The following is a 16,953-nucleotide window of genomic DNA, read 5'->3' on the forward strand; positions in this document are numbered from 1 at the left end:
TGCGTCGGCCCGGCACATCAGAAGTACCAGGCCGCAACGTTGCGAAGCCCCTCCGGCCCGAAGACCGGCAGGGCGACGATGGAACGGAAACCGTGGCGCAGCGCGGCGCGCTCGCAGGCGCTGGAACCGGCTTCCAGGTCGGTCACGGCAGCCGGAATGCCGGTGGCGGCGACGGCGCCGATATGGCCCTCGCCCGGCTCGATGAAGCCCTGGGCGGCTTCACGGTGCGGCGCGCCTTCCGCCTCGCACATGCCGTCGGCGAACTGCAGCCGTCCCCCGCCGGCATGGGTCCAGATCTCGAAGCGCCGGGCGATGGGCGTGCCGCGGGCCGAGAGCAGCGCAAGCACCTCGGCGCCGGGCACGTTGGTCGAAACCGGAATGCCCAGACCCATGGTCATGCCCGCATCGCCGGCGTCGTCGGAGCGGATGAAGCGGTGGCTGTTGCCCAGATCGCGGATCAGGCAGGGCTGCCCGCTTTCCCAGACACGTCCCGGGAGGCCCTGGCCCATCGGGAACTGCGTCCGGCGGGAGATCCACTCGAAGTGCTGCGCCGAGCCGTAGTAGCCGTCGGCCAGGGACATGGTGTCGCCGGGATGGTACGTGGCGCGCCAGACCTCGATGGCGCCGATGTGCTCGGCATCCTGACCGCACAGGAAGACGACGACGCCTTTCAGCTTCCGGGCGCGGAAGACAGGGATGGCGACACCGGTGCCGAGACCCTCGGCAGCCGCGGCCTCGATGCGCTTGAAGTAACTGCCGCCGAAGCCGTTCAGCACGACTGTGCAACCGCTGGCCCAGGCGCGGCCGGGCAGGCCCTCGTCATAGCCGAAACTCTGGCCGCGGCTGACCTCGGCGAAGCGGGTCATGTCGCCATAGATGCCGCTGGCGAGGGTCAGCCGCTGGCTGGCTTCATCCAGCGTCCAGACTTCTGTGGCCCGGATGAAGGTGCGCGATTGCGGGGCGGTCACCGGTTGTTCCCTGGCGATCAACTGAACGATGCTGTTCACGCCGCTTCCTCCTGCGTCTGGCCCGAACCATTGCCGGAATCGGGCTTCGGCGCCGGACGCGCGCCGTGCTCGTATTCCTCGAGGAAGGAGAGAAGCTGCTCGCGGTAGCGGTAGTAGTCGGGATGCTCCAGCAGCGCCTTGCGGGTGCGCGGACGCGGCAGGTCGACTTCCATGATGCGGCCGATCCGGGCGTTCGGGCCGTTGGTCATCATCACCACGCGGTCGGCCAGCAGGATCGCCTCGTCGACGTCATGGGTGACGCAGATCGCGGTGACCTGGGTGCGCTTCCAGACGTCCATCAGGACCTCCTGAAGCTCCCACCGCGTCAGGCTGTCGAGCATGCCGAAGGGCTCATCGAGCAGCAGCAGTTTGGGCGACAGGGCGAAGGCACGGGCAATGCCGACGCGCTGCTTCATGCCGTTGGACAGGTCGGCCGCCATGCGGTCCATGGCGTCCGCCAGACCGACGCGGGAGAGGTAGTACTCCACGATGTCGGAACGTTCGGACGCACTGGCCTTCGGATAGACGCGGTCGACGCCGATCGAGACGTTCTCCCGCGCGGTCATCCAGGGCATCAGGCTCGGGGCCTGGAAGACCACGGCGCGGTCCGGTCCGGCGCCGTCGATCTCCCGCCCGTCGAGGACCACCGATCCCGACGAGATCGAGTTCAGACCGGCGGTCATCGAGAGGACGGTGGACTTGCCGCAGCCCGAATGGCCGATCAGCGAGATGAACTCGCCCTTCTTCATCTTCAGTTCGACACCATCGACGACAGTCAGCGGCCCCTTCGGCGTCGGATAGACCTTCGAGAGGTTGATGAACTCCAGATAGCGGTCCTCGCGCGGGCTGTCGGCCGCATCCAGATAGGCCTTGGGCGGCTGGTCCGAGGCTTCCTGGGTGATCGGCACGACGTTCGGCAGGCTCAGCGTCTCGTCCGCGCCGGCCGACCGCTCCATGCCGACCTGCATGAGGTACTGCGTGATGCCGGCGCGGAGGCGCTTGAACTCGGTGTTGTGGTTCATCGCCGTGCGTTCGCGCGGCCGGGGCAGGGTGACCTTGAATTCCGGGCCGAGCGTCGCCTTGGGGCCTGGATTGAGCGGAATGATCCGGTCCGCCAGCAGGATCGCCTCATCGACATCATTGGTGATCAGGACGACGGTCTTGCGGTCGCGCGCCCAGATGTCGGTGATCTCGTCCTGCAGCTTGGCGCGGGTGAGGGCGTCGAGCGCCGAGAGCGGCTCGTCGAGAAGCAGCACCTCGGGGCTCATGGCGAGCGCCCGGGCCACGGCCACGCGCTGACGCATGCCGCCTGAAAGCTCGGCCGGCTTGCGGTCGGCGGCGTGCGCCAGGCCGACCATGTCGACATAGCGTTCGACACGGGCGGCGCGCTCGGCCTTGCCTTCCTTCCGGAAGACCGAGTCCACAGCCAGTGCGACATTGCCGCGGACCGACAGCCAGGGCATCAGCGAGTAGCTCTGGAAGACGACGCCGCGCTCGGGGCCCGGCCCGTTCACCGTCTCGCCCTTCAGCACCACCTCGCCTTCGTCCGGCTGGATCAGACCGGCGATCGAGTTGATCAGCGTGGTCTTGCCGGAGCCGGAGAAGCCGACAATGGCGATGAATTCGCCTTCCTCGACGGCGAGGTCGATGCCGTCCAGCACCACCTCCCGGTCGACGCCCGTCCCGTAGGACCTGGTCAGGTTCCTGATTTCCAGAATTGCCATGATCCAGCCCTCCTCAACGGGTCGCCGAGTGAGTGAACATGGTCTGCAGCGCCAGCATCAGCCGGTCGAGCAGGAAGCCGATGATGCCGATGGTGAAGACCGCGACCATGATCCGCGCCAGCGAGGACGAGGAGCCGTTCTGGAACTCGTCCCAGACGAACTTTCCGAGACCGGGGTTCTGGGCCAGCATCTCGGCCGCGATCAGCACCATCCAGCCGACGCCGAGCGACAGCCGGAGACCGGTGAAGATCAGCGGCAGCGCCGAGGGCAGGACCAGCTTGAAGACCTGCTTCGACCAGGAGAGTTGCAGCACGCGGCCCACATTCATCAGGTCCTTGTCGATCGAGGCCACGCCATGCGCGGTGTTGATCAGGGTCGGCCAGAGCGAGCACAGCGTCACGGTGATCGCCGAGACCACGAAGCTCTTCGGGAACAGATCCGAATTGCCCGCATAGACCGCCGAGACGACCATGGTCACGATCGGCAGCCAGGCCAGCGGCGAGACCGGCTTGAAGATCTGGATCAGCGGATTGACGCCGGCATTCACCGCCTTGGAGAGGCCGCAGACGATGCCAAGCGGCACGGCGAGCACCGTCGCCAGAAGGAAGCCGAAGCCGACGGTGATAAGGCTGGTCCAGATCTGGTCGACATAGGTGGGCGCGCCGGTGTAGTCGCGCCACTTGATGCGGTCGTGCTTGCCTGCCTCGGCCAGCTTGGCGTTGCGCTCTTCCTGCCGCTCCATGAAGGCGGCTTCCTTGTCGCGCTCGCGCTGGTGATCGGCCCAGAGGTTCTCGACCTGCTCCCAGACCTCCACCGGGCCGGGCACGGCGCCCAGCGAGGTGTTGACCATCGGCGCGGTCTGCGCCCAGGCGAACATGAACAGCAGGATGCCGAGAAGGGGCAGGCCGAGCATCCGGCCGAATTCCTTCATCTGATGCCCCGCCGGCTCGCCGGCAGCGATCTTCAGCAGCGGCGTCACCCAGCCCAGGGCCAGCATGTTCAGATAGGCGTCGGCCTTGCCGATAACTGTGAAGATGCGCTCGGTGCGGCGCTTGCGCGCCTCTTCGGCGCTTGTGGTCTCGATGTCGGTCGCGGCGCTCATGATACCGGTCCTCTGAATTCTGAAGTGTCGGGATGTCCGGCGGGCGGTGACGTCGGCCCGCCGGATCCTTGTGCCCGGATCAGCCGGCTCAACCGCCGACCACGCTGTTGCCGTCCACCTTCTCGACACCCTTCAGGCCGATCGGGAACTGCTGCAGGTACTCGTTGGGCTTGCGGCCATCGAAGGTGATGCCGTCGATGAACTCGGACTGCGGCTCGCGGTAGCCGTCGGTCTCCCAGGGGAAGTCGGCTTCCTTCGCCATCTCTTCGTCGACCAGCATGCGCGCGGCCTGCAGGTAGATGTCCGGGCGGTAGACCTTCTTCGCCACCTCGTCGTACCAGGCGTCGGACTTGCCCTCGGTGATCTGGCCCCAGCGGCGCATCTGGCTCAGGTACCAGACGGCGTCGGAGTAGTAGGGATAGGTCGCGAAGTAGCGGAAGAAGACGTTGAAGTCGGGAACCGAGCGCTGGTCGCCCTTCTCGTACTCGAACGTGCCGGTCATGGAGTTGGCAATGACCTCAGCGTCGGCGCCGACATATTCGGAGCGCGAGAGGATCTCGACCGCCTCGGGCCGGTTGGCGTTGTCGTTCTCGTCCAGCCAGATCGCGGCGCGGATCAGCGCCTTGGTCAGCGCCAGCGTCGTGTTCGGGTACTTCTCGGCGAATTCGGCGGTAATGCCGAAGACCTTCTCCGGATTGTTCTTCCAGATCTCGTAGTCGGTGATGACCGGTACGCCGATGCCCTTGAAGACGGCCTGCTGGTTCCACGGCTCGCCGACGCAGTAGCCGTAGATCGTGCCGGCCTCCAGCGTCGCCGGCATCTGCGGCGGCGGGGTCACCGACAGCAGCACATCGGCCTGGATCTGGCCGCTGATGTTCTCGGACGAGTAGTAGCCGGGGTGCAGCCCACCGGCCGCCAGCCAGTAGCGGAGCTCGTAGTTGTGGGTCGAGACGGGGAAGACCATGCCCATGTTGAAGGGCTTGCCCTCCTGGCGGTACTTCTGGACGACGGGCTTCAGGTAGTCGGCCTTGATCGGATGCACCGGCTTGCCGTCATCCTGCAGCGGCACGTGCTTCTTCATCTCCGCCCAGACCTCGTTCGAGACGGTGATGCCGTTGCCGTTCAGGTCCATCGAGAACGGGGTGATGATGTGTGCCTCGGTGCCGAAGCCGATGGTCGCGGCCAGCGGCTGGCCGGCGAGCATGTGGGCGCCGTCGAGCTCGCCGGTGATCACCCGGTCCAGCAGCACCTTCCAGTTCGCCTGGGGCTCCAGGGTGACGAACAGTCCCTCGTCCTCGAAATAGCCCTTCTCATAGGCGACCGCGAGCGGCGCCATGTCGGTCAGCTTGATGAAGCCGAACTTCAGCTCGTCCTTCTCGACGTCGAGCATCTCGGCCTGCGCCGTGCCGGCCAGCCCGACCGCCATGACGGCGGTCATCGCCAGCGCGCCGCGCTTCACCGATGTCCAGAGATTGATCCCCATCTTCCGCACTCCTTTGGGTCTTCGCCCGCCGCGCTCCAGCGCGATCAGGCACAAAAAAAGCCGCCAACCCGCTCCCCCGGATCTTTTCCGGGAAACGCAGGTGGCAGCTTCGCCACGTCCGGGCCATCGGCGGCCCGATATGTTCAGAAACGCCGTCGTTGGCGCTGGTCATCTACTGGCAAGCCGCATGCCAGTCGGGGTTGGTTAGGAATTTGTTTACAAATCAGTTGCTTGGCGACCGGACCGTTGAAACGCCCAATCGCCACAATGCCTAATTGCCGGGCATTGTGGCTGCATCATTGTGCAGATGCACAATTCATGCGCTGCCTGCATTCAGGGTCTGCAGGTAGCCGGGCAGGTCCGCCGGATTGAACGCGAGACGGTCCATGAAGCCCTCGACGCGGCCAGCTTCCGCAGGCGCTTCTTCCCCCAGTGCGGCGGCCAGCAGATCGGGCCTGTATGTGTCGCCCGCCCTCTCCGCGTCGCGCGCGTCGTAGGGGGTCTGGTCCCACCGGACCATCTGGCTGTAGATCCACAGCGCACCCTCGCGCGTCGGATAGTTCACGTCATTGCCGCCGAGGCACAGGAAGTCCGGCACATGACGCATTGCCATGTCAGGATGCAGAACCAGCTGGCCGGCAAGGGCCCGGCGCAGGATGCGGCGCGGGGCGCCGACGAACTCCTCCGACGAGAGCAGGCTCGAGAGATCGTCGAGATTGTCGGGATTGTTGCACCAGTCGCCGGCGCGCTTGAGGCTGCGAAGCAGGCGCTGCAGCAGGCCGGGGTTCTCGCTGGCCCAGGCGGTGGTTACGCCGAGCACCTTTTCGGGAGCCCGGGCCCAGATGTCCTGTTTCACCGCCACGATGCTGGCAAGGCCCGAGTCCACGGCCAGGCTGGCCCAGGGCTCGCCGGCGCAGAAGCCGTCGATCTGCCCGGCGCGGAGGCTGTCGACCATCATGGGGGGCGGGATCACCACCAGCCTTGCGTCGCTGTCCGGGTCAGAGCCGGCGGCCGCCAGCCAGTAGCGCAGCTCGAAATTGTGGCTGGAAAAGGGGAACACCATGCCGAGCACCGGTGGCGCCTCGTCGGCGGCCGAACGCCTGTGAGCCAGGGCGGCGAAGGCGCTCGCGGCCTCCATCGAGCCGTCGCGCCAGGCAATGCCGGTGGCCTCCAGCTCCCTGGTGAGGCGGCGGCTGAGCACAATGGCGTTGCCGCCCCGGCCAAAGGCGAAGGGGGCGATCATGGGTACGGTGACATGTGCAATGCCCAGGGTAGAGGCGATGGGCATGCCAGCGAGCATCTGGGCCACGTCCAGGTGTCCGACGTTGATCCTGTCGCGCACACTGGCCCAGGACGGCTGCCGCGAGAGGATCAGGTCGATGCCTTCCGCGGCTGCAAATCCCCGGCGGGCGGCCACGATCAGCGGAGCGCTGTCCGCCAGCGGCACGAAGCCGGCGCGAACGGGCTCGAGGCCCGTGCCTGTACCTTTCTGCGTCGGAGTCATTGTCGTCCAGTCCTCACCATGCGGCGCCGGGCCCGCGCTGGACGGCGGCCCCGTTCTTCATTCTGTAAGGCGCGCGCCGTTGCGCTCCGTTCTCGGTCCGCCGGCTCGACGTTGAGCCCGCGGCCTGCCTGTCAGCCCAGCAGGTCGGCGGCCGTGATCACGCTTCTCGCGATCTCGGCGATCTTCTTCTTCTCGTTCATGGCGGTCGTCCGCAGCAGTGCGTAGGCCGCCGGTTCGTCGATCCGCTTCGATCGCATCAGAATGCCCTTGGCGCGGTCGATGATCTTCCGATCCTCCAGCGCGCCCTTGGTCCGCTCCAGTTCGTCGCGCAGCTTCGCAAAGGCGTTGAAGCGGCTGATGGTCATGTCGACGATCGGCTTGACCCGGGTCTTGACCAGGCCGTCGACGATATAGGCCGAGACGCCGGCCTCGATGGCCTCGTCGATCATCGCCCGGTCGGACTGATCGACGAACATGGCGATGGGACGGCGGACATCGCGGCTGACCTGGAACATCTGCTCCAGCACGTCGCGGCTGCTGTCCTCCAGGTCGATCAGGACGACATCGGGATCGATGGCGAAGATGCGCTGCAGCAGGTCCCGCGTGTCGGAGATCAGCGTGATGTCGACCTCGCCCGCCTCGGACAGGCCGTCGATCAGGATCGCCGCCCGGATCGGGTTGCGGTCGATGACTGCTACCTTAAGCGTCTCGTTGTGCATTGCGGCATCATGATGATGCATTGCACAAAAAACGGCAAGCGGGATTGCGGGGCCGGGCGGCACGTCGCCGGTCTTCTAGGAGGATCGTCCGGTTTCCGCACGTATCAGCGCTGCGCCCGCTTCCAGCGCCTTCAGCTTGCCGTAGGCGACTGCGCGGGACAGGTACTTCATTCCGCAATCCGGCGCTGCCATCAGACGCTCTGCAGGGATGTGCTTCAGCGCCCCGCGCAGCCTCTCGGCGACCAGTTCCGCGGTCTCGACCTCATCGGTTCCGAGATCGATGACGCCGTAGACGATCTTCTTCGACGGCAGCTTCTCCAGAATTGCCGGATCCAGCTTCGGCTGGGCGGCCTCGATGGAGATCGCATCGGCCGAGCAGGCATCCAGTTCAGGCAGGAAGGAATAGCCCGACGGCTTGTCCTTCACGACATAGGCGTAGCCGAAGCACATGTGGACAATCGTCAGGCCGCCGATCCCGTCGAGCGCCCGGTCGATGGCGCCGATCCCGTAGCGCGACGCCTCTTCGGGGTGAGCCTGCATGTGAGGCTCGTCGATCTGGATGACGTCGGCCCCGGCAGCCTTCAGGTCGCGTATCTCGGCGTTCAGCACGTCGGCATAGGCGTCGATCAGCTTGCCCTGATCGCCGTAGAATTCATCCAGCGCCATTTTCGCCATCGTGAAGGCGCCGGGCAAGGTGATCTTCAACGGCCGGTCGGTCTGGCCGCGCAGGAACTCGACCTCGCGGGCCTGCACCGCCCGGGTCCGCCGGATCGGTCCTGTCACGCGCGGCACCAGCGTGGGTTTGCCGGTCCTGCCGGGCACGGTGCCCGGGTTGTCGATATCGATGCCTTCCAGCGCATTGGCGAAGTGGTTGAAATAGCTCTCGCGGCGGACCTCGCCGTCCCCGACAAAGGTCACGCCGGCGCGTTCCTGATCGCGCAGGGCGATCAGCGTGGCGTCTTCCATGGCCTCATCGACCAGTTCCTCAGGCGGCCGCCATACGTCCTTCATGCGGACGCGCGGCGGGCCGGAACCCAGCAACTTGTCCTTGTCGACCAGCCAGGCGGGCTGCGGGTAGCTGCCGACCAGCATGGTCGGGATCAGCGTCTCGGTCATCGCTTCCTCCCCGGAGATGCGCGACGCATTCTGGCCGGGCCCTGGATGCCCGTCCACACCGGCGCGCTCGACGGGCCAAGGCTGCGTGCCTATCCTTGGGGCGCATGAGCAGGCAGGAGTTCACCGACGAGGCCGAGGACCGCGCGCGCACCAAGGCGGCCGCTGCCCAGCCGCGCCCGGACGCGGCGGGCGACACGCGGCTTGCCCTGATTCTCGCCGCGGAGCGGATCTTTTCTGCGGAAGGCATCACCAGTACATCGTTGCGGCGCATCAACCAGGCGGCGGGGCAGCGCAACGAGAGCGCTATCCACTACTATTTCGGATCGCGCGAGGGGCTGGTCGCAGCGATCCTCGAGTTGCGGACCGCGCCGATCAACGAGGCGCGGACGCGGATGATCCGGGACGCTCGCAAGCGGCAGGGCGCCAAGCCTCTCGAGTCACGCGACATCGCCGAGGCAATTGCCGGTCCGCTGATCGATCACCTGCGCGCCCATCTGGGCGAGACCTGCTATCTCCGGTTCCAGTGCATGCTCTGGCTCGACCGGCCTGTCTGGAAGAACTTCGTCCGTGATGCACGAGCCAGCGGCCTGAAGCAGGCCCAGGAGGCGCTCATCGAATCGCGGTCGTTTCTGCCGGAACAACTGGTCCGGCAGCGCTTCGGCCTGGCCCTGCAGATGGTCACCAATGCGCTGGCGCGTATCGAGCGCGTGGCCGAGGAGGCCGAGACCCTGCCGGATCCGGCATTGCTGGATGTAGAATTCGTGACTCTTGTCGACGCTGTCGTCGCCATCTTCGACGCAGCGCCGTCCCCGGAGCTGGTGGCGGCCATGCGCCGGACCGGAGAGGCCTGACCGCTTCAGCCGGTTAATGTATCCGAGTGAATTGCGGCCGGCGGCTGCAGTTTCTGCAGCCTGTTTCTTCATTCGCCGCTGTCGTCCGGCTTTCAAGGAATTGGGCCGTCGATCAGCCTTCTTTCCCGGCGAATCCCTGTTGCCAATCCGCGCGGATGCTCTAACCTGCATGAGTTAATTCGCTCGGGGAGGAGACGAACCAAATGCTCAAGCGGCTGAAAACCACGGCATGGGCCCTTGCCTTTGCCGCTGCGGGTCTGGCGGCTGCGACCGCGCAGGCGCAGGACAAGAAATTCCTGACCATGGACAGCAACCCGCCCGGCACGACGGTCGGTCAGTTCATGATCGCGTTCACCCAGGTGGTTCAGAAGAACCTGCCGATCGAGATCCAGATGTCGACCGGCAAGCCGTCCACCAAGTCGGCAGTCGACGCGGCGCTGCAGAAGGTGGATCTCTACACCGGTGCGCCGACCATCAACTGGTACATGCAGAACAAGGCGGCGATGTACTCGAAGGTTGAGAACGCGCCGGAGCTGAACAAGAACCTGCGCGGCCTGATCAACTACCCGCTCGGCCCGTATCAGATCGTGACCTACGCGGATTCCGGCATCGAGAAGCTGGAAGACATCAAGGGCCGCAAGGTCTTCCTGGGTCCGCCGGCCGGCGCCGCCACGAAGGTCATGAAGGATGTCGTCGAAGCCGTGACCGGACTTGTGCCGGACGAGGGCTACGAGGCCATGCGCTACGACTGGTCCTCGGCCGAGACCGCGTTCCTGGACGGCCAGATGGATGTCTACATCGTGCCGACCAGCATCCCGAGCCCGCAGATCCAGCAGTTCGCGCTGGTCCGCCCGATCCGCATCCTCGGCATTCCACAGGACAAGTTCGAGCATGACCTGATCAAGGCGGCGCTGCAGTACCCGGGCCGCACGATCTGGGACATTCCTCCGGGATCCTACGAGAACCAGGTGAACACGGAATCCGTCAACACCATCGGTTCATGGGTCGGCATCCAGACCCAGAAATGGCTCGACGAACAGCTGGCCTACGACATGGTCCGTGTCTTCTTCGAGCATCTCGACGAGGTGCACCAGACCGCACCCTGGATGAAGATCATCACGCTGCAGACCGCCCTCAATGAAATGAACGTGCCGCTGCATGCGGGCGCCTACCGCTTCTACAAGGAGCAGGGCCTCGAGATTCCGGAAGAACTGGTCCCGCCGCAGGGCGAGTGACGTACGGCGCCGGCCGGGCGGAGCAACCGTCCGGCCGGTCCGTCGTTCCGGGAGTATTCAGGACATGAGCATCGAAACGGAGGTCGTCCGGCCGTCCGAATTCTTCGACACGATCGCGCCGGGGATCCATCTGATCGGCGCCATGGGCAACAGCGTCGCCGTCGAGACCGATGCCGGCGTTGTCCAGGTCGATACCGGCGGCGGGCGCAAGCTGCCGCTGCGCATGATCGGAAAGCTGCGCACGGTGACCGATCTGCCGGTGCACGCGATCCTCTACAGCCATGGCCACCTTGGTTACAATTTCGGCATCCCGCATTACCAGGCGCACGCGAAGGAGCGGGGCGATCCGCCGCCGCGTCTGATCGCCCACGCCAATCTGGTCCGGCGCTACGACCGCTACATCGAGACAGCCGGGCTTCAGGAGCACCTCAACCGGATGCAGTTTCCGGACGGCGGGCTGGGTAACAACATTTCCGCCGATCAGTTCTGCTATCCGACCGAGACCTTCGAGACGTCGCTGACCATCGACGGCGGCAATCGCCGGATCGAGGTCTTCCATGCGCCGTCGGAGACCGATGACGCCATCGGCTTCTGGATCCCCGGCGAGCGGATTCTCTACGGCGGATCGGCGATGATCCAGTCCTGCCCGAATGTAGGGACGCCGCTCCGGACCATCCGCGATGCGATCCGTTGGGCCGAGACGCTGGAATCGATGATGGCCCGCGGCGCGGAACTGCTCATTCCCGAATGGGGGGCGCCGATCCGCGGCGAGGCGGCGGTAGCCGACGTGCTCGGCATCGGCGCGCGGTCGCTGCGCTACCTCCGAAAGGCGGTGGTCGAGCGGATGAATGCGGGCATGACCGATCTGGAGATCATCCACGACATCGAATACCCGCCGGAGATCTTCGAGCATCCGGCGATGAAACCGGTCTATGGCTGCCCGGAATACATCGTCCGGGACATCTACCGCTTCGAGAACGGCTGGTGGACCAGCCGCAACGCGACCGATCTGCACCCCAGCGCGCCGAAGGATTCCGCCGCCGCCGTGGCCTCGGCGATCACCGACCGCGCCGCCGTGCTGGAACGGGCGCGCCAGCTCCGCGACAGCGGCGAGCGGCAACTGGCGCTGCATGTGATCGATCTGCTGGCGCTGGCGCCCGGCGACGATGCCGATCTGAAGGCGGCGCGCCAGCTCAAGGCCGAGCTGCTGGACGACTTCGCCCAGGCGCATCCGTCGGTCGTCAGCCGCAATCTCTACCGCTCCTCTGCCGCCCGCATCCGGGGCTGACACAACTCGACCGGTACGCCGTGCTCGCCTATCCTCGCTGCAACCAGAACAACCGGGGAGGCGGAAATGTCAGGCGGACCGGGAAGCGATGTCTTCGAAGCGGGCATGGCGATGCGGCGGAAGACGCTGGGGGACGCGCATGTCGACCGCTCGCTGGGCAATGCCAGCGACTTCGACCGGCCGTTCCAGGAATTCATCACCGAACATGCCTGGGGCGCGCTCTGGACCCGTCCGGGGCTGGAGCCGCGCGAACGGAGCCTGCTGACCCTCGCCATCCTGGCCGCGCTCGGCCGCGAGGAGGAACTGGCGCTGCACATTCGCGCGACGGCCAATACGGGCGCGACGCCGGAGGAGATCCGGGAGGCGCTGCTGCATGTCGCGATCTATGCTGGCGTCCCGGCAGCCAACGCCGCCATGCGCGTCGCTCGCCGCGTGCTCGAGGAGCAGGGGCGATGAGCGGGGTTTCCTTCACGCCGCGGGATGCCGACAGCCATCCGCCCTTCATCGATCCGGACTACAAGTCGACTGGCCTGCGCGGGCCGACGAAGCCTCTGATTCCCTTGAAGCATTCGGCGTCAGAAACCACGGGCCCGCTCTATGGCCACGAGGCTGTTTCCGGACTGGACAACGATCTGACCCGCAACGGGGTGAAGAACGGCGAAGTGATCGGCGAGCGGATCAATGTGGCCGGTCAGGTGCTCGACGAGCTGGGCCGGCCCGTTGCCAACAGCCTGGTCGAGGTCTGGCAGTGCAACGCCGCCGGCCGCTACATCGACGACAATGACCGCCACGATGCGCCGCTGGACCCGAATTTCTATGGCGGGGGGCGCTGCGTCACCGACGAGAACGGCGTCTACCGGTTCCGAACCATCCGGCCGGCGGCCTATCCCTGGGGCAACCATCCCAACGCCTGGCGTCCGGGACACATCCATTTTTCGCTGTTCGGCGCCGGGCTGGCGAGCCGGCTGATCACCCAGATGTATTTCCCCGGCGATCCGCTGATCCGCCACGACCCTATCGCGCAGGCAACGCCGAGCGAGGCCATCGACCGCCTGATCGCCCGGTTCTCGCTGGAGGAGACAGAGCCTGACACGGCGCTCGGCTTCGTCTTCGACATCGTGCTGCGCGGGCCGAAGGAGACGCCGATGGAGAACCGACCGTGAAGCTGAAGCAGACGCCGTCGCAGACGATCGGTCCGTTCTTCTCCTACGGGCTGGCCCCGGATCAGTACGCCTACAAGCAGATGGCGAGCGCGGCCGGGCCGGAATTGGCGGCAGACGATACCGCCGGCGAGCATATCCGCCTCGTCGGACGGGTCTTCGACGGCAAGGGCGATCCCGTTTCCGACGCGCTGATCGAGATCTGGCAGGCCGATGCCGCCGGGCGTCACAGGCGGACGGCGGACGACCGGGCGGGCAACAATCCCTTCACCGGCTTCGGTCGCTGCGGCACCGGCACCGATCCGCAGAACCGCTTCGTCTTCCGCACGGTGAAACCTGGCGCGGCGCCGGAGGATGGCGCGCCGCATGTGAACCTGATCGTCTTCATGCGCGGCCTGCTGCAGCACGTCTACACCCGCGCCTATTTCTCCGACGAGGCTGAGGCCAATGCCGCCGACGCCGTTCTTCAGTCGGTGCCGGAAGACCGCCGCGGGACGCTTGTCGCGGAGCGGCAGGAAACGCCGGATGGCATCGTCTACCGCTTCGACATCCACATGCAGGGCGAGCGTGAGACCGTCTTCTTCGATGTCTGAGGCCCTTCGGTGATCGGTCTCTACAGCGGATTGCTGTCGGACGCCGATACGGCGGCGATCTTCTCCGATACACGCCAGATCGCCCTGATGATCGAGGTCGAACGTGCGCTCGCCCGCGTCGAGGGGCGGCTCGGCGTGATCGAACCGGCGCATGCCGCGGAGATCGACCGCCGTCTCGACGGCTTCCAGCCCGATGCCGAGGCGCTCGCCGAGGGCACCGAGCGCACCGGCGTGCCGGTGCCCGCGCTGGTGACGGCGCTCCGGACCGAGGTTGGTGGCGAGGCCGCGGCTTCGGTGCATTGGGGCGCGACCAGCCAGGACATTCTGGACACGGCCGTCGTGCTGGAGCTTCGCGAAGCGCTGGCGCTGTTCGACGAGCGGCTTCAACGGATTGCCGGCTCGCTCGTGTCGATGGCGAGAATGCACCGGCTGACGCCGGTCTGCTGCCGCACCCGTGCGCAGATGGCGGCGCCGACCAGCTTCGGTCTCAAGGCGGCGAACTGGGCCGAGCCGCTGCTCGCCGCGCGACGCCGACTTGGTGCGCTCAGGCAGGAGGTTCTGATCGTGTCGTTCGGCGGCGCTGTGGGTACACTCGCCTCGCTCGAGGACCGCGGGCTGGACGTCATGGACGCGCTGGCGGCGGAACTCGATCTGGGTGTCAGCGATCTCCCCTGGCATGTGCGCCGCGACGGGCTGGCGGCTCTGGCCGGCTGGGCGGCTGGCGTGACGCTTTCGCTCGGCAAGATCGCGCTGGATGTGATCGCCATGTCGCAGAACGAAGTCGCCGAACTGCGCGAGGGCGGGGAAGGGCGGGGCGGCTCCTCGACCATGCCGAACAAGGCCAATCCCGTCCGCTCGGAGGCCATACTGACGCTCGGCCGGCACGCGCGTTCGGCTGCCGGCGAGATGCAGGAAGCGATGCTGCATGCCCATGACCGTGACGGTGTGGCGTGGCAGACCGAATGGCTCGCGCTGCCGCAGCTGATGCTGGCTGCCGGCGCGGCGCTGCGTCAGGCCGAGGCGCTTGTCGCCGATCTGATCGTCGATCCCGACCGGATGCGCACCAACATCGACGCGACACGCGGCACGGTCATGGCCGAGGCGGCAACCTTCGCGCTGGCCCGCCACATGCCGCGGCCGGACGCGCACAAGTTGGTCAGCCAGGCCTGCCGCGATGCCGTCGCCGGGGACCGGAGCCTGTTCGACCTTCTGGCGGAACGGACGGATGCGCCCGTCGACTGGGCCGCGCTGCGGCGGCCGGAGAACCATCTGTCGTCTGCGGCCGCGATGCTGGATCGCTGGCTGGATGGTGTTGTCAGCCGACAAGGGAGGGACTGATGGGGCAACTCGTGCTCTATCTCGTGAAATACGAGAACGATCAGAAGGCTGCCATGGTTGCCGATCCGACGATGCGTGACCGGGCGGCCATTCATCGCAAGGCCATTTCCGATTTCGGCGGGAAGCCCATCGCGCAGTATGGCTCCTATGGCGAATGGGACATGGTCTACATCTACGAGATGCCGGACGACTCGGCGCTCGCGGCCAATCTGCATCTCACGGACTCATTCGGGCTGGCCAAGTATTCCAAGGCCATTCCGCTGATGAGCATGGACAGCTTCGTCGAGTTGCTGCGGCTGGCCGACGAGACGCCGACGGAATACACGCCAGCGAAAAGGTAGGCAGGTTCAGACCTCGCCCCAGACTTCCTTCGCGATGTCGACGATGAAACCGAGCTTCCGCCACTGCTCGTCCTCGGAGAGGATGTTGCCTTCCTCGGTCGAGGCGAAGCCGCATTGCGGACTGAGGCAGAACTGCTCCACCGGCGCGAACTCGGAGGCTTCCTCGATGCGGCGGAGCACGCCGTCGCGGTCCTCCAGCTCACCGAACTTCGAGGTCACCAGTCCCAGCACGACCCGCTTTTCGCCCTTGGGCAGGAACCGCAGCGGTTCGAAGCCGCCGGCGCGGTCGCTGTCGTATTCCAGGAAATAGCCATTGTAGGGCAGGCTGCCGAGCAGCCGTTCCGCCACCGGTTCGTAGCCGCCTTCCGAGATCCAGCTGGAGCGGAAGTTGCCTCGGCAGAGATGAGTGGTGATGGTCATGTCGTCCGGCTTCGCGGCCAGCGCGTGGCGGATCATGCCCTCATAGGCTTCTTCCAGCGCTTCGGGATCATCGCCGCGGTCACGGCAGGCCTGCCTCTCCTTCTCAGAGCAGAGATAGGCCCAGACAGTGTCGTCGAACTGCAGATACCGGCAGCCGGCGTCGTAGAAGGCTTTCACGACCTGCGCATAGGTTTCCGCTGTGTCGGCGAAGAAATTGTCGAGATCCGGATAGGTTTCCTTCGAGACCGACTGCCGCCCGCCCCGGAAATGCAGCACCGACGGCGAGGGGATGGTCATCTTCGGCGTCACGTTGGCGACGCTCTTCAGATACCTGAAATGCTCGATCATCGGATGGCCGGAGAACCCGACCTTGCCGGTGACGCCGATGCTCTCGGACTTGGTCTGGACGCCGGAGAACTGGATCGCCGCGGCACCCTGCACCCACTCGACGCCATCGAGGCCGGTCAGGAAGTCAAAGTGCCACCAGGACCGGCGGTACTCGCCGTCGGTGGCCGCCTTCAGGCCGACCGCTTCCTGCTTCGCCACGACATCACGGATGCAGGCATCCTCGACCGCCTTCAGCCCGTCGTCGTCCAGCGCGCCATCGGCATGAGCGGTGCGGGCCTCCTTGAGCTTCTGCGGCCTGAGAAGGCTGCCGACCTCGTCGGCGCGGTATGGCGGTCTGCTGGCGGACATGGCGGGCCTCCCTGTCATTGTTTTGCCGGAAACTCTAGCGCCGGGCATCCGGCCCCGCCATCCCGCGTCTGGTCGTCTGGAATGATTCCATTCCTCTCCGGATTGCACTACCGTCGGGGTAATGCGCGTCCGCATGAAGACGCGCGGCAACGACCCCGAAGAGGGTTCACCAGGGAGAACACGCATGTACCGGAAACTTCTGGCCGCCGGCCTTGTCGCCGCCGGTCTGGCCTTGTCGCCGCTGGCGGCAGGCGCCCAGGAGGTGACTTTGAAGCTGCATCAGTTGCTGCCTCTGAGAGCCACCATTCCCGCCAATTTCATCGAGCCATGGATCGCCAAGGTCCAGGAGGAGTTCGGGCGGACGGATCAAGATCGA

Annotated in this window: 16 protein-coding genes; 8 read left to right on the top strand and 8 right to left on the bottom strand. The window is 66.1% G+C overall.

The window, feature by feature from the left end; all coding sequences use genetic code 11:
• Window positions 1-17 precede the first annotated feature (17 nt).
• The 7 genes from ACMVY4_RS11145 to ACMVY4_RS11175 form a co-directional block, all read right to left on the bottom strand.
• Window positions 18-1,007, bottom strand: a complete 990-nt coding sequence (locus tag ACMVY4_RS11145; protein WP_416900215.1) for a GAF domain-containing protein — start codon at window positions 1,005-1,007, stop codon at window positions 18-20.
• Complete coding sequence (locus ACMVY4_RS11150; RefSeq protein ID WP_416900216.1) at window positions 1,004-2,731, bottom strand: ABC transporter ATP-binding protein; 1,728 nt, start codon at window positions 2,729-2,731, stop codon at window positions 1,004-1,006. Before ACMVY4_RS11150 ends, ACMVY4_RS11145 begins: the two co-directional genes overlap by 4 nt.
• A 13-nt stretch (window positions 2,732-2,744) precedes the next feature.
• On the bottom strand, window positions 2,745-3,833 hold the full coding sequence (locus ACMVY4_RS11155; RefSeq protein WP_416900217.1) for an ABC transporter permease: 1,089 nt from the start codon (window positions 3,831-3,833) through the stop codon (window positions 2,745-2,747).
• 88 nt (window positions 3,834-3,921) lie between these two features.
• The gene (locus tag ACMVY4_RS11160; protein WP_416900301.1) at window positions 3,922-5,271 is read right to left on the bottom strand and encodes a CmpA/NrtA family ABC transporter substrate-binding protein; all 1,350 of its coding nucleotides are present in this window, start codon (window positions 5,269-5,271) and stop codon (window positions 3,922-3,924) included.
• A gap of 361 nt (window positions 5,272-5,632) precedes the next feature.
• Entirely contained in the window at window positions 5,633-6,820 is a 1,188-nt protein-coding gene (locus tag ACMVY4_RS11165) for a CmpA/NrtA family ABC transporter substrate-binding protein (RefSeq protein ID WP_416900218.1), read from the bottom strand.
• 131 nt (window positions 6,821-6,951) lie between these two features.
• Window positions 6,952-7,539 carry an ANTAR domain-containing response regulator gene (locus ACMVY4_RS11170; RefSeq protein ID WP_416900219.1) on the bottom strand — a complete coding sequence of 196 codons (588 nt, stop codon included), beginning with the start codon at window positions 7,537-7,539 and terminating at the stop codon, window positions 6,952-6,954.
• Between the two features lie 75 nt (window positions 7,540-7,614).
• On the bottom strand, window positions 7,615-8,655 hold the full coding sequence (locus ACMVY4_RS11175) for a 5-methyltetrahydropteroyltriglutamate--homocysteine methyltransferase (RefSeq protein WP_416900220.1): 1,041 nt from the start codon (window positions 8,653-8,655) through the stop codon (window positions 7,615-7,617).
• A 104-nt stretch (window positions 8,656-8,759) separates the two neighbouring features.
• Between ACMVY4_RS11175 and ACMVY4_RS11180 the strand changes: the two genes are divergently transcribed.
• The 8 genes from ACMVY4_RS11180 (at window position 8,760) to ACMVY4_RS11215 (ending at window position 15,461) form a co-directional block, all read left to right on the top strand.
• The gene (locus ACMVY4_RS11180; protein ID WP_416900221.1) at window positions 8,760-9,506 is read left to right on the top strand and encodes a TetR family transcriptional regulator; all 747 of its coding nucleotides are present in this window, start codon (window positions 8,760-8,762) and stop codon (window positions 9,504-9,506) included.
• A 203-nt stretch (window positions 9,507-9,709) separates the two neighbouring features.
• Window positions 9,710-10,741 (top strand): TAXI family TRAP transporter solute-binding subunit, encoded by a 1,032-nt coding sequence (locus ACMVY4_RS11185; protein ID WP_416900222.1) that lies wholly within the window; start codon window positions 9,710-9,712, stop codon window positions 10,739-10,741.
• Between the two features lie 64 nt (window positions 10,742-10,805).
• Window positions 10,806-12,029, top strand: coding sequence for an alkyl sulfatase dimerization domain-containing protein (locus tag ACMVY4_RS11190; RefSeq protein ID WP_416900223.1), 1,224 nt, complete (start codon window positions 10,806-10,808; stop codon window positions 12,027-12,029).
• Window positions 12,030-12,095: 66 nt separating this feature from the next.
• The gene (gene pcaC / locus ACMVY4_RS11195) at window positions 12,096-12,485 is read left to right on the top strand and encodes a 4-carboxymuconolactone decarboxylase (RefSeq protein ID WP_416900224.1); all 390 of its coding nucleotides are present in this window, start codon (window positions 12,096-12,098) and stop codon (window positions 12,483-12,485) included.
• Window positions 12,482-13,192, top strand: coding sequence for a protocatechuate 3,4-dioxygenase subunit beta (pcaH, locus tag ACMVY4_RS11200; RefSeq protein WP_416900225.1), 711 nt, complete (start codon window positions 12,482-12,484; stop codon window positions 13,190-13,192). The genes pcaC and pcaH overlap by 4 nt, the downstream gene beginning before the upstream one ends.
• A complete protein-coding gene (gene pcaG, locus ACMVY4_RS11205; RefSeq protein ID WP_416900226.1) occupies window positions 13,189-13,782 on the top strand; it encodes a protocatechuate 3,4-dioxygenase subunit alpha in 594 nt (197 codons plus the stop codon). The genes pcaH and pcaG overlap by 4 nt, the downstream gene beginning before the upstream one ends.
• Window positions 13,783-13,791: 9 nt before the next feature.
• The gene (locus tag ACMVY4_RS11210) at window positions 13,792-15,120 is read left to right on the top strand and encodes a class-II fumarase/aspartase family protein (RefSeq protein WP_416900227.1); all 1,329 of its coding nucleotides are present in this window, start codon (window positions 13,792-13,794) and stop codon (window positions 15,118-15,120) included.
• Window positions 15,120-15,461: a GYD domain-containing protein gene (locus ACMVY4_RS11215; RefSeq protein WP_416900228.1), complete on the top strand. Its 342-nt coding sequence runs from the start codon at window positions 15,120-15,122 to the stop codon at window positions 15,459-15,461. The genes ACMVY4_RS11210 and ACMVY4_RS11215 overlap by 1 nt, the downstream gene beginning before the upstream one ends.
• A gap of 6 nt (window positions 15,462-15,467) precedes the next feature.
• Here the strand turns inward: ACMVY4_RS11215 and ACMVY4_RS11220 are convergent, their stop codons facing one another.
• Complete coding sequence (locus tag ACMVY4_RS11220) at window positions 15,468-16,577, bottom strand: 5-methyltetrahydropteroyltriglutamate--homocysteine S-methyltransferase (RefSeq protein WP_416900229.1); 1,110 nt, start codon at window positions 16,575-16,577, stop codon at window positions 15,468-15,470.
• Window positions 16,578-16,953: the final 376 nt, after the last annotated feature.

The organism is Minwuia sp. (assembly GCF_048007105.1).
Lineage (GTDB): Bacteria > Pseudomonadota > Alphaproteobacteria > Minwuiales > Minwuiaceae > Minwuia.